Raw genomic sequence first — 13,478 nt, forward strand, 5'->3', positions numbered from 1 at the left:
CGTGCGTATATGAGTGACAACAATAAAAATATAGGACATCGTCTTTTACATGCAAGCTCAATCAACATATAAAAATACTAAAAATAAGCTTCGCTTGTTAAGCATGCTAATTTATTTTTTATGTGTAGGGTTTGTATTATTTTTTATAGCCATAGGTACTTGGGCTAATCTGCATTTTAATTCAAGTGACTCTACTAAACTTCATGTGTATGGCGCTTCTATTCACAAATACCCCTTCGTCAATAAATACCTTATTAGCACAGAAAGAGGCTCTAACTTATTTCGACAGAGGCTATACGTAGGCCCAGTATTAGAATTAAATGGCTGCAAAGCAGAAGAATTTGACAAATTAAACGCTTTACTAATGTGCGCCAAGGTTGGAGACATAGATAACTTTGAATTAGTGTCTGTGAAAGCGGGCCAAAAGCAGACATTTGAGGCAATAAAGTTAGCCACGCCCATTAAGCCTAGTTTAGATATCCCGCTTATTTCTTTAGACCTTTTGTTATTGGCACTATCTCTGATGTTGTCTTTGTTATTATTTTTTAAAGTGCGGCGATTTCTCTCGGGGTATCTGATTGCATTTACGTTGATGTTGACCGCCAGTGAAAGTAAGCTATTTTTCTTAGGTGCCAATATCGCCAGTGCTTACGATATAGAAAATATACGTTTAGGTTTGCTATTTATAGCCGGCCCATTGGGGATCTATTTCTTCCCACAAGCTTTTCATAAGGCATTTTGGAAAAGAGCATCTTTTGCCATCATCGTCGCTTGTATTATTGCCTTATTCTTAAGCTATCATCTATTACCCTTTATCTATTATAGCTATGTTGCGTCGTTTACCTTACTGATTGTAGTTATTCAACTAATTCTTAAATATCGTAAAATACTCAACGCAAAAGAGAAAAAACAAGTTCTCACCATGCTATTTTGTGCTGTTATTGGTTTGGCTTTATATTTCCCTTTGATTAATTTTGGTGGGAAATACTCGGCACTGTTGGGCCGATACATCGTTATGCTAAGTTTTGGGATTGGGATATTTATCGCACTGATGCGATACGGTTTATGGCAGGTCGAAACCCTTATTTCAAAATCGGCGACCTTAAGTTTACTTTCTATTATTGCGTTTTCGGCATGGGCCGGCTTAGACCAAGGTTTACAAGCTTTACTCAATCAAACTATTGGCCTGAGCAATAAAACAGTAACAGCTTTTTTAGCTGCTGCGATTAGTTCCTTATTCGCGGTGCCGGCTTATAATTTTGTATCTAAATCGTGTGATGCTTTTTTTAATAAAGACTTACACCTGCTTAAAAAATTACTTTCAAAAGACATATTGGTGTTAGCAGAAATACAGGCATTGGATGTGTTTGTTGAACAATTGGGGACAAAGTTATTGCGTTTAAGTGGTGCGCATAAGCTCAATTTAGAATTTATCGATTACAATAGACTAGCTACACCACAATTATTCAAAACAGAAAAAGACCTTCCTGCAGAGGGTATTTCAAATTTACGTAAAGAACATTTTGAGTTTCAAATTGAGCACATTATGTCAGTCAAAGTAGACTTAGAATACGCAGACCGCCGAATCAATCGTGAAATCAAAAATGCGATAGAAGACGGGATTGACGAAATAGCACGCGCACTAGCGTCATGTTGTCGATGGAATTATTTAGAGGGAACTAAACTAGCAAATAAATCTTAATACTTTTATGTAGCATGCCTTGGGTCAGTTTGATGACAAATCGCCAGTTGCTGCCAAGAATCATATAATTCAACCAATGCTGTATGTTCAGAAAAATCATATAAATTTCTGAAACTTACCCAATCAAGTAAACAAAACAAACACATACTCAAGTAATGCCATACTTCAAACTCGCCTGCGATAGCCTGTTTATTAAGTTCTACAAATATCACGTCAATACGCTCTCGCTGCACTGTAAAGTAAAGTTTATCTTCGCTTACATCAATTTGAGAACGAGAAAGAATAAACATTTGTACTAACGAGTCATTGGCAGCATCAATACTAGTCATTACATTTTCTTGATCCCAACTTAGCTCGGCGAGCTGATTTTTTTTCTGCAAGTATTGATAAATCAGACGAGAGTCGAGGATTATCTGCTCTTTCCCCTTTATCACGTCTTTTAGCATAGGAATTTTTAAAGTAGGGTTAACACTCGCTATCAACGCCCGGTCTTCAGGCTTAAATATGTCCAACTGGACAAAATCATATGGCATTTCGTGCATAAAAATACGCAAACGCCTAACGTAAGGGGAAGTTATCGAACCATAGAGTTGCATAAAACCGACTCCCTTTATTCTTTTGATATTATAAACAAAATTTAGATACTAAAACTCGCACCACAGCCACAAGTCGTGCTGGCATTGGGATTGTTGACAAAAAATCTTGAACCTTCGAGGCCTTCTGTATAATCGACAATACCCCCTACCAAATATTGCAAACTCATTGGGTCAATAACTAATGTAACTGTTTGATTTTCAATAGTCATGTCGCCTTCATTGACTTTCTCATCAAAGGTAAATCCGTATTGAAACCCAGAGCATCCTCCACCGGTCACGTAAACACGCAACTTTAATGCAGGATTTTCTTCTTCTGCAATTAAGGTTTTTACTTTATTTGCTGCCGCATCTGAAAACTCGATCGGCATGGCTGTTTCAACAGTCATTTATTTCTCCACAAACTTGTTTTGCTTCTACAATAGCTGGCTGGTTACCCAAGCTCTGCATTGCCGACAATCATTCTATTTCTAAGGACGCAGATTATCCAATACCCGAGTGTTTTAGTCAAGTATTACACAACAATACGCCTACTACTCTGGTAAGCTAAATGCTTCTGACCATGTTATTTTAGTGCTATAGGAGCCACGTTTTCGTTTATATTTATAAACGTCGGTGCTTATTTCTAACGCTTCAGGTTTAAAGTTTGTTGGAAGCGTAAGGTTGATTTCTAATACTTGAAAATACTTGAACGCAAACTCCAGTGCACTCTCACTGTAGTTTTCTAGTTCACTCAAATTAATAGAGCTGACTCTGCCGTCTTGGCTACCGCTCACTACAATGTCTAATTGACCACGAATAACCGCTTTTATATCCTCGTGTTGTAGTAGAATCATTTTTACAAGGTAGTTATTCTCACTTGCTGTTGGCACCACCTCCGTGCGCTGAACAACAAAACCATCTTGCGTCGTTTCAGGCGCTAATACACGCTGATAAAACGATATCTTTTCTTTTAAACTTTGCTCATTTTCAATGCGACGCGACAATTCATTATTTGTTTGCTCGTTGGTCAATTGAGAAACTTCAAGTTCAACTTGCGTCGTATTAAGTTGAGAAACAGCCTCTTGATGGGCTTGTCTTAGGTTAGCTAAACTCCTCTTTAACGCTTTATTTTCTTCAATGGTCGCGCGCTCAAGAGAATCAGCAAACCAAAACCCTGCAATAAAAAAAACGACTAAAACGACCAAGCCTGTAAGGTAAAAGCCCACAAAACCAAGCTTATCTCGTTGTTTTTTAATATTCAAATTCTTATCAACCTTAAAATTCGTGGTATGCTTTACGTATCTTTTCGACCAAATACCAAACAAACTCAACATAGAGTGTTTTTTCAATAATTGTGTTTATTCAATCGCTACGTATAGCGCTATCAAAACCTAGCACATCCATCCAGCTATGCTTAATTGGCGTAGTGGGAGGCTTAAGTGCAGCCGCAATCATTGTACTTTTTAGGCTTAGCATTGGTTTTATCCAAAACATCTTTTTAGGTGCTAGCGCAAATTATACAACATTGATGAGCTGGCAGTTATTTTTATTGCCATTAGTTGCTGTTATTTTCATTATTGGTATTGCAAAGATGACTGGCTTCAAACACTACCGCTTGGGCGTCCCTTTTGTTATACATCGACTTAAAATGCATTATGGAAACATCCCTTTTGCCACCAGTATCAATCAATTTTTTGGGGGTGTTTTAGCCTTAGCCAGTGGCTTTGTTGTGGGCAAAGAGGGACCCACTGTGCATTTGGCCGCCGCGGCTAGTCAGTATGTAGGAAGGTGGTTCAAACTCCCCTTTAATAGCTTACGTATATTGGCTGGTTGTGGGATTGCTGCGGGGATTGCTGCCGCCTTTAATACTCCTTTTGCCGCCGTAATATTTGTTATGGAAGTGGTTATTCGAGACTATAAAGTGCATGTGTTTGTTCCAGTAATGTTGGCCGCTGCTTGCGGTTCTGTGATTACTCGATTGGTTTTCGGTGATTATTCTGAGTTAGCTTTTTTATCTTTTCAAGCCATGGCGTTTTGGCAATTGCCGGTGCTGATTATCTTTGGGATATTTTTAGGAATATTAGCCACACTTTTTAACAAGCAACTCATGTGGTTAATGAGATTAACACGTCCATTAAATATGATATCGCGTTTATTAATTGCCGGCCTAATTACCGGGACCATTGCTTATTTTATGCCTCATGCTTTAGGCGCAGAGTTTATTGGCGTGAACACATTTTTACAAAACTCACCAACGAGTCAATTGATATTGGCCGTGTTTGTGGCGAAATTTGTGTTAGCTATTGTGGCTATTGCACTAGGTGTTCCTGGCGGCATTATAGGCGCAGTAATGGTTATTGGTATTCTTGCAGGTGTGCTTTTTTTGCAGCCAATTCAATACCTTTTCAACTTACCTGATCTCAGCACTAACTATGCCCTTTTAGGTTTAGCAGGGTTACTTGCCGCTGTTTTGCATGCGCCAATGGCTGCACTGTCTGCGGCAATGGAGCTCAGTTCAACTCAACAGGTTATTCTGCCAGCTATAATTACGATAGTAAGTGCTCACATTACTTCTAAGCAATTGTGTAATAATAGGTCTATCTTCTTGCAACAACTTGAGTATCAAGAACTGCCATATACAACTACGACTATTCGAGACGAATTACAAAACACTGGAGTAATGGCGCTTATGCAAACTAATGTCACGCTAACAACCGACGGTCTTGACCCCGACATGTATAGTGATTTACAAGCTAATCCCGACACCTTTATCGTCAATCGGGTTACCAATAAGTTATCACTTAAAGAACGCCCATCTGATTCAGTATACGAACCAACTAAATGGCAGCAAGTCAGTCTAGCGGTAGGCCAGCAAAAAAATATATCTCCCATCATACGCCAAGACTTGCAGGCTCTTTCTGAACAAAACACCTTAGCTGAAGTGTACGAATGCCTATACATAAAACGCAATGGTGGTGTTGTAGTGGTAGCGCATAACGACGATAATAATGTCTATGGTGTAATTACATGGGGTATGTTGCACAAGTATTTGTTGCGACAACAGCACTAGGAGATTTTGGCATAAATGACTTTGCTTCTTTGGTACAAAGCATTACACATATTTTTTATGATTGCGTGGATGGCGGGTATTTTTTATTTGCCACGGCTGTTTGTTTATAATGCCGAATCACATAATTCTGAAGTTAAAGCAACACTTAACATCATGCAACGACGACTTTGGTATTTTATTAGCCCATTTGCTTTGCTGACGCTTGTATTCGGCATTTTGATTATTGTTGAATATGGCTTAGCTATATTCAAGGCAGGCATGTGGTTACACATTAAATTAGTCTTAGTCGCACTATTTTATGTTTATCATGTGTATTTATTCAAGATAGTGAAAACATTTTTGGCTGGCAAAAATACTCGCAGCCCCAAATTTTATCGGTTTTTAAATGAGGCTCCTGTTTTAGTATTGCTGGCAATCGTAATATTAGTTGTGGTTAGGCCCATTTGAGAATGTTTCAAATTGGTTAGGTAAATATTGCGCAAGCTGCCCTGAAATCGCGACGTATTTTTCTAGCGCTTTTTGCAAGCTCTGCGCGATTATAGGGAGTTTTTCCAGTAACTGCTTATCCCCTTTCTTGGTTGCTTCAGATATCGTTTTTTGTGGGTCGGCAAAGGTGCTAAACATCAATAAGCAATGTGATAAATCCTTAGCCAAGACAGGTGCTTTGTCGGGTACCTGTTGTTGCATTTTATCCCATGCATTTTGCCAATACGCCTCCCTCGCACTATGCGCCATCAACAATCCTTGTGCCCATAAGCTTAGCGCTCGATAATCCTTCTTGTCATAGGGCATTTCTTTTGCGACTCGCGCATATTCTGGCAGCTTAACGGTATCGTTGTGCATATCAGCTAAGCGGGCTTTAAAAAAAGCAAATAACACATCGCTTATACGCTCAACCTGTTCAGGCGATTCGATCTGTTTGTGCTGTTTAATAACCCACGGCATCCATACATCTGGTAAAGGTATCTCTGGGCACGCACAAGCTCCCAACAAGCATCCTTCAAGATACTCTTGTGGATGCAAAAATGCGGCTTGCTTCGGGTTGTCGTACAATTCAGATAAGCCCATATTCTCTCAAACTCGATATTGTCTTTTTATATCTTTGCATGTCATGATACTGGCTCGCCAGCACCTTTCAACAAAAAACAATAAAAAGAAGGACATATCATGCGAGCAGGTATTCGAGGACTTATCATAGCGGCGGCATTTGTTGGCCCGGGCACTGTTACCACTGCCACGTTGGTTGGAGCAAATACAGGGTATGCTTTAGTCTGGTTGTTAGTCTTCGCTATTGTTGCAACTTATATATTGCAAGAAATGGCCTCACGTTTAGGTACTATTTCAGGCAAGGGTTTGTCTGAAGCAATCATGTATGCTGTTAACAATACGCTTGCAAAATGGATACTCGGCGCGTTAATAGTAGCCGCAATAGGGGTGGGTAATGCTGCCTACGAAGGCGGAAATATAACAGGTGCTGCACTAGGCCTAAGTGAAAATTTTGGGGGCTCGTTAAACTATTGGGCGCTTGGTTTAGGTTTGACTGCGTTTTTACTTATTTTGACCGGCCACTATAAACTAGTAGAAAAATGTTTAATTGCCTTGGTGCTGCTAATGAGTATTGTATTTGTTGCACTTATGATAATGGTAGGCATTAATAGTAAACTCTTGATGCAAGGCGTGCTCTTGCATCAACCCATCATGAACAATACGACACTTGCCTTAGCTATTATTGGGACGACTATTGTGCCATATAACTTATTTTTGCATGCGGGCTTGAGCGCACAAGACGCAAATTCGTCTATCACTCAACGCGAAATGTCACAACAAAAAAGCCAATTGTTTGCCAGTATAGGACTAGGCGGTTTGGTGACCTTTGCTATTTTATCAAGCTCGGTAACTGCATTTTTCATAAGCCAAATAGATGTTGATAGAAGTAATATCGCTTCTCAATTTGCCCCTATTCTTGGCGACAACGCTCAATTGTTTTTTGGTCTAGGCCTGTTCGCAGCTGGGTTAACTAGCGCAATAACGGCACCACTTGCAGCTGCATATGCTATTTGTGGTCTATTTTCTTGGACACCGAATTTAAGTGATATCCGCTTTAAGCTAACAGCACTGCTAATAGTAATCACTGGCACGCTAGTAGCCACTTTGAGTATTCAACCAATTACCTTAATATTATTAGCCCAAACAGCCAATGCTTTGCTGTTGCCTATTTCAGCTATTTTACTATTATGGGTATGTAATAAAGCAGGATTGCTCGGTGACTACACCAATAGTTGGTTACAAAATGTGCTAGGGGCTGCCGTTGTATGTTTAGTGTTACTGTTAGCCGCTGTGAAGCTTATTGCATAAGTGAATTAAGTCATTCCAAAAACGTTGGTTGTGTCCTAAGACAAGCGTAAATAATTACATAAAGTGGCCGATAACAATATGTATTGTAAAGATTTGTTTACTTTATAAACAAGGACTAAATGCCAGATAAATACATGAAGATTAGTGTGAAAACAATTCGCCAAAAAATTACTTCCTTACTGGAATGGAATGTTGATGACTTTGCAATGATAGCGCTTGCTTGTATTAGTGCGTTTTTAGTCAACAGTTATCCTATTTCACTGGTATCAGGCGCCGAACTCATTTTCGGGAATATGTTTGCCATAGCAATCACCATTCGTTATGGCATAAGTGCAGGTTTGTTAGTAAGTATATGTGCGAGTTTGGCAATATCACAAATATGGGGGCACTATCTATCACTTTTACCAAACCTCATAGAAATCCTTATTGTATATATCGCTATTGTAAAACGTAAACACCCATTGATACCCTGTATAATATACTGGTCAACACTTGGTGCCATTATCGTCTATTTTAGCTATCAATATTTTACGACGTACTTTACATTGACCAAAGATGCCATAACATTGAAATATGTAATAAATGGAATATTAAGTTCTACTTTGGGCTATTTATTGTATTTAATTGCATTCAAAAATCATAAATACGCGTTAATTTTTTCGTTTAATCAGGTCATCAACCTGACTATTTTTGCCGCAGTACTTATTGGGGTGAGCATAAATGGATATTATTGGTTATCCGAAACTAAAACCACAAAACTAAGCCATATACATACTCAGTTATTCACCCAGGCCAGCAACAGTGCAAATGAAGTACACCATTATCTGGATAAAACTTTGGTCCAATTGAGCACAGTTGCTGAAAATTTATCTCTATTAAATGCACCAGTTACCCAACAAAACTTAAACCTAATATCTGCCAAGCTGCCAGGTATACTCACCATGTTAGTGACCGACGCACAAGGTAAGTTAATCAATACGTACCCCGCTAGCTTACTTGATTCTATTGATGCTTCAGCGTTTAGTGTTGCTGATAGGCCATACTTTTCTTCAGTTAAAGATAATCAAACTCCCTATATATCAGATGCTTTTCAAGGTAGAGGTTTTGGCAATGACCCTATCGTGGCGCTATCGGCACCATTATTTGCAAGGGGTAAATTTATCGGCATATTGCAGGCTTCACTGAGTTTAGGTTATTTTTCTACCTTAGATAAAAAACAACTTTCTGATGAACAAAGCCTATTAATTTTGGATGGAGTAAATCGAGTGGTTTATAGGTCGGAAGCACTAGAGTTTGACTATTTAGAAAATCTGACTGAATCAAATTTAATGGCGTTTATTGATGATACTAGCGTCGTATCTGATACATTTTTTATTGACGAAAAAAATGACCATTATTTTATTAATGCTCAATCTATAGGCGATACAAATTGGCGTGCGCTAAGTATCCTTCCCCGCAGTGTTTACGAGCGAGAAATGATTGAACTGCTTATCAATGCACTAGGATTATTAATACTCTTTTTAATGCTTACCATCATGTTGGGCTTAAGCGTCTCAAAAAGAGTCAGTTATCCTTTTTCAATATTGGCGCGCAACATAACACAATTCTCACATAGCGGCGCTTTTGAGAGCATGCACGTTGATGAAAATACACCCGTCAAAGAGGTTAATTCGCTGAGCAAAACTATTAATGAGTTTTCGGCTCAATATGCTGTGATACTTCAAGACCTCAAAAGCGCTATTAAAGAAACCCAGGAAACGAATTCTAAACTAGCGCTAGTAAATTTAAATCAAGAAAAAGAAATACAAGCACAGACCAAAGATATAAATAGAGCCTTAAAACAAGCCAAACAAGCAAGCCAAGCTAAGTCTGCTTTTTTAGCAAATATGAGCCATGAAATTCGGACACCACTCAATAGTATATTTGGCACATTGCAAATATTACAAAATGACCTTTCAGATAAACATCAAAAAGATTTGTTAACGGAACAAGCCCTGTTCTCTTCCCGTTCACTCATTACTATCATCAATGATGTGTTGGATTTTAGTAAAATTGAGGCAAATGAATTAACCTTAGAAAACATACCCTTTGATTTACTAGAAGTGATTGAAAACGTGCGAAGTGACTATGTTTCAACCACAAATGAAAAAGGTGTCGATTTTTTTGTTGAGACTCATGAGCTCAATAGCAAATATTGGGTGGGTGATCCGGTTCGGGTCAGACAGATTTTAGCCAATCTAATTTCTAATGCCGTTAAATTCACGGAAAGTGGCGAAATCCGCATTTCCTTTACCGAACGCAAGAATAGTGCTGAACAAGGTCTTTCTATTGTGGTAAAGGATACTGGTATAGGTATATCACCATCAGCAGTTGATTCCTTATTTGATCGCTTTACTCAAGCAGATATATCGACCACAAGAAAATTTGGTGGCACTGGCTTAGGTTTAGCAATAACTAAACATCTTGTGAACATGATGCAGGGTGATATTTCTTGTAAAAGCACACTAAACCAAGGAACAGAATTTATTGTTAATCTGGCAATTGAATCTACCGAAAGCGATCAAATCCAATTATTGAGTCAAGATTGCATCAAGCAAGACATGCCAGATTTATCGGCTTGTAAAATTATGTTAGTAGAAGATAATGAAATTAACGCGACAATCTTCAAAACTATGATCGCCCCCAGCAAAGCCACAATATTTACCGCTGTAAACGGAAAGGATAGTATCAACCTTTATAAGCGCTTAAAACCAAACTTGGTGTTTATGGATATACACATGCCAGTAATGGACGGGATTGAAGCAACACAACATATCAAGAAGATAAATCCCAATGCCATCATTATCGCATTAACGGCTAATGTTATGAAAAGTGATATTGAATACTATCTTGAGTCTGGCTTCGATGATTTCATTGCCAAACCAATTGAAATTCAGGTCTTAATAAACGGTTTGAATAGGCACTATCAAAAAAATTAGTATACCTTTAATTTTGCAGCCATTGGCTGGGGTTTAGCGCTTTGCCTTTATGACGAATCTCAAAATATAAACCCGATTTAGATTGCCCTCCGCTGGTGCCAGCTAGACTTAAGCTTTGCCCCTGTAAAACAACATCACCTACATTTCTGAGTAATGCTTGATTGCGGCCGTACACTGTCATGTAGCCTTGACCATGATCGACAATAGTGACCAATCCAAAACCTTTTAACCAGTCAGCATAGAGCACTATCCCGTCGGCAACAGCTCTCACTGTACTGCCAGCTCTAGCATCAAAGATAACGCCTTTCCATCTGACTTGGCCTTGCCTACGTTTACCAAACAAAGCCTGCATTCGTCCATTAGCAGGTTTGCCTAGTTCACCTTTTGCCGTGCTTAACCCATTTAGCTCAATGTCTTGTGCAGTCGCTTTTTCTCTAGCGGCCTTTGCCGCTAGCTCGGCAGCCTCTATCGCGGCAACCAAGGCGTTTTCTTGTTGCTGTAACTGCGACACCCGCGCTTGATCTGAGCGTATTTGTTTTTCTAAGGCAGTATAAGCGGCAAACCGTTTTTGCTGTTGAGAACTCAATTTTTTTGATTGACTGGATTGTTGTTCGATTAAAATAGCAAGCTCAGATTCTTGAGTATCGAGCTTTTGTTGCACGTCTTCTAGGGTTTTTATGAGGCTTCTAAAGCGATTTATTTGTTTTTGCCGGGCCTTATTCAAATATTGATAGTAGGTTAAGACGCGTTCAAACTTTCCCGCCTGGTCTTGATTAAAAACCATCTTGGCAAAATCATAGTCACCCGCCATATATGCACTTTTCAATTGGCTAGCAAGGGCGTTTTGTTGTTGTTTTATATCTAATTCAATGTTGCTTTTTTGTGCTTGCAAATTAGATAGTTCAATGCGAGTTTGTGATAGCTTTTTATCAGTTTGATTGAGTATTGTGGCGGTTTCAGCAATTTGTAATTCGGCTAGTTTTAGCTCATTTTGCAAGCGCTCCGAATCGACTAAATTTTTATTCAATTGAGCTTGAGTTTGCTCAATAAGCGTTTTAATTTTAGCCAAATCTTTAGTTTCGCTTCTATTATCACTCTGGGCAAAAACATTTGGCAACAGACACGTGTTTAATAACACAATAATCGCAAAAGCAAACCTCAGCGAGCAGAAGCGCATGCTATTGCAGTTGCGCCAGTGAGGTATGTTTATCATAACGCTTTGAATAATCAACCAAGCTTACTTGACGGTAACAATCGGAGTACCAGTCATTTCCTCTGGTTGTTGCATACCCATCAAATGCAACATAGTCGGTGCAACATCACTCAAGGTCCCTCCTTGCCTAACATTTGCAGGGCGGCCAAAGTAAATAAACGGCACAGGTTCACTGGTATGTGCGGTATGTGCCACTCCCGTTTCTGGGTCTTTCATTTGTTCTGCGTTTCCATGATCTGCTGTGATCAGGCACTCTCCACCATTTTCTTCTAAGGCTGTAATGATTCGACCTATACATGCATCCACTGCCTCACATGCTTTAACAGCTGCATCAAACTTACCGGTATGTCCTACCATATCACCATTTGGGAAATTGCAAATAATGACATCGTGTTTACCAGCCTGTATAGACTGCACAATAGCGTCGGTTAGTTTTTCAGAATTCATTTCAGGTTGTAAATCATAGGTTGCTACATCTGGAGACGGAATTAATACACGCTCTTCGCCCTGATATTCGTCTTCTTTTCCACCACTAAAGAAAAATGTGACATGTGCAAATTTTTCAGTTTCAGAGATTCGAAGTTGCGTTTTGTTATGTTTTGCTAACCATTCGCCAAATACATTAACCAAATTTTCCGTTGGATAAGCTACTGGCGCATAAAGTGTAGATTCAAATTCTGTCAGCATTACAAAGTTTATATCAGGCTGGGCGTTATCGCCGGTGCGTGCAAAACCATCAAAGTCTGGGGTGATCAGTGCATGTGATAACTCTCGCGCTCTGTCGGCTCTAAAATTCATAAATAAAATCGTGTCGCCAGCCGCAATACCGCTGTATCCGTCAACCACAGTTGGTTTAACAAACTCATCACTTTGGTCTCTTGCGTAAGATTCCTCAACGCCTTGGCTAGCAGTAGCCACTTTATATTCAGCTTCTCCACTTACAATTAAGTTGTATGCTAATTCTACTCGATCCCAGCGTTTATCCCGATCCATGGCATAGTAACGACCGATCAGCGTAGCAACTTGTGCATTTCCTATAGTGTCACAAACTTTTTCGGCGGCTAATACATACTTTGCAGCGCTTTGCGGCGGTGTATCTCTGCCATCTAAAAAGCCATGTAAGTATATGTATTTTGCTCCGCGCTCTTTTGCCAGTTTGATGGCGGCGTGCATATGATCTTGGTGAGAATGCACACCACCGTCAGATAATAAGCCCATAATATGTACAGCTTTATCTGCACTAACGGCTTTATCGATGGCGTCTAATAACACTTCATTTTGACTAAACGTATCATCTTCAATCGCTTTCGTTATTTTGGTGAAGTCTTGATAAACCACTCTACCAGCACCTAAATTAACGTGCCCAACTTCAGAATTTCCCATTTGTCCTGGCGGTAAACCAACATCTAGTCCCGAACCCGAAATAAGTGTACTTGTATATTCTTTTGCTAGCCTATCTAAATGCGGCGTTTTTGCCGCAGCAATGGCGTTATCGTCTGTATTTTCTCGATATCCCCAACCGTCTAAAATAAATAACGCGAGTGTTTTTTTGTTGCTTGTCATAGGATTCCTGTGCACGAGTAGA

The 13,478-nt window shown here is 39.3% G+C and carries 11 protein-coding genes; 5 read left to right on the forward strand and 6 right to left on the reverse strand.

Going from position 1 to position 13,478, the window contains the following annotated elements; genetic code table 11:
• Window positions 1-49: 49 nt before the first annotated feature.
• Window positions 50-1,702, forward strand: a complete 1,653-nt coding sequence (locus RM552_RS11615) for a hypothetical protein (protein WP_311369012.1) — start codon at window positions 50-52, stop codon at window positions 1,700-1,702.
• Between the two features lie 5 nt (window positions 1,703-1,707).
• On the opposite strand, the gene RM552_RS11620 is transcribed toward RM552_RS11615, so the two are convergent.
• From RM552_RS11620 to RM552_RS11630, 3 genes are all read right to left on the reverse strand, one after another.
• Window positions 1,708-2,298 carry a glutathione S-transferase family protein gene (locus RM552_RS11620; protein ID WP_311369013.1) on the reverse strand — a complete coding sequence of 197 codons (591 nt, stop codon included), beginning with the start codon at window positions 2,296-2,298 and terminating at the stop codon, window positions 1,708-1,710.
• Between the two features lie 41 nt (window positions 2,299-2,339).
• On the reverse strand, window positions 2,340-2,684 hold the full coding sequence (gene erpA / locus RM552_RS11625; protein ID WP_311369014.1) for an iron-sulfur cluster insertion protein ErpA: 345 nt from the start codon (window positions 2,682-2,684) through the stop codon (window positions 2,340-2,342).
• A gap of 144 nt (window positions 2,685-2,828) precedes the next feature.
• The gene (locus RM552_RS11630) at window positions 2,829-3,539 is read right to left on the reverse strand and encodes a DUF6776 family protein (protein WP_311369015.1); all 711 of its coding nucleotides are present in this window, start codon (window positions 3,537-3,539) and stop codon (window positions 2,829-2,831) included.
• 92 nt (window positions 3,540-3,631) lie between these two features.
• Between RM552_RS11630 and RM552_RS11635 the strand changes: the two genes are divergently transcribed.
• Together RM552_RS11635 and RM552_RS11640 are read left to right on the forward strand one after the other, a co-directional pair.
• On the forward strand, window positions 3,632-5,347 hold the full coding sequence (locus tag RM552_RS11635) for a chloride channel protein (RefSeq protein ID WP_311369016.1): 1,716 nt from the start codon (window positions 3,632-3,634) through the stop codon (window positions 5,345-5,347).
• Window positions 5,348-5,362: 15 nt separating this feature from the next.
• Window positions 5,363-5,794 carry a CopD family protein gene (locus RM552_RS11640; protein ID WP_311369017.1) on the forward strand — a complete coding sequence of 144 codons (432 nt, stop codon included), beginning with the start codon at window positions 5,363-5,365 and terminating at the stop codon, window positions 5,792-5,794.
• On the opposite strand, the gene RM552_RS11645 is transcribed toward RM552_RS11640, so the two are convergent.
• Complete coding sequence (locus tag RM552_RS11645; protein WP_311369018.1) at window positions 5,771-6,415, reverse strand: UPF0149 family protein; 645 nt, start codon at window positions 6,413-6,415, stop codon at window positions 5,771-5,773. The two genes, RM552_RS11640 and RM552_RS11645, sit on opposite strands and share 24 nt — an antisense overlap.
• 99 nt (window positions 6,416-6,514) lie before the next feature.
• Here RM552_RS11645 and RM552_RS11650 point away from each other — a divergent pair, with 99 nt between their 5' ends.
• Both RM552_RS11650 and RM552_RS11655 read left to right on the forward strand, forming a co-directional pair.
• The gene (locus RM552_RS11650; protein ID WP_311369019.1) at window positions 6,515-7,702 is read left to right on the forward strand and encodes an NRAMP family divalent metal transporter; all 1,188 of its coding nucleotides are present in this window, start codon (window positions 6,515-6,517) and stop codon (window positions 7,700-7,702) included.
• A gap of 119 nt (window positions 7,703-7,821) precedes the next feature.
• Entirely contained in the window at window positions 7,822-10,680 is a 2,859-nt protein-coding gene (locus tag RM552_RS11655) for an ATP-binding protein (RefSeq protein WP_311369020.1), read from the forward strand.
• A gap of 7 nt (window positions 10,681-10,687) precedes the next feature.
• Here the strand turns inward: RM552_RS11655 and RM552_RS11660 are convergent, their stop codons facing one another.
• Both RM552_RS11660 and gpmI read right to left on the reverse strand, forming a co-directional pair.
• Window positions 10,688-11,749, reverse strand: coding sequence for a murein hydrolase activator EnvC family protein (locus tag RM552_RS11660; protein ID WP_311369021.1), 1,062 nt, complete (start codon window positions 11,747-11,749; stop codon window positions 10,688-10,690).
• Window positions 11,750-11,917: 168 nt separating this feature from the next.
• Window positions 11,918-13,456 carry a 2,3-bisphosphoglycerate-independent phosphoglycerate mutase gene (gene gpmI, locus RM552_RS11665; RefSeq protein ID WP_311369022.1) on the reverse strand — a complete coding sequence of 513 codons (1,539 nt, stop codon included), beginning with the start codon at window positions 13,454-13,456 and terminating at the stop codon, window positions 11,918-11,920.
• Window positions 13,457-13,478 lie beyond the last annotated feature (22 nt).

The organism is Glaciecola petra (assembly GCF_031846345.1).
Taxonomy (GTDB): Bacteria; Pseudomonadota; Gammaproteobacteria; order Enterobacterales; family Alteromonadaceae; genus Glaciecola; species Glaciecola petra.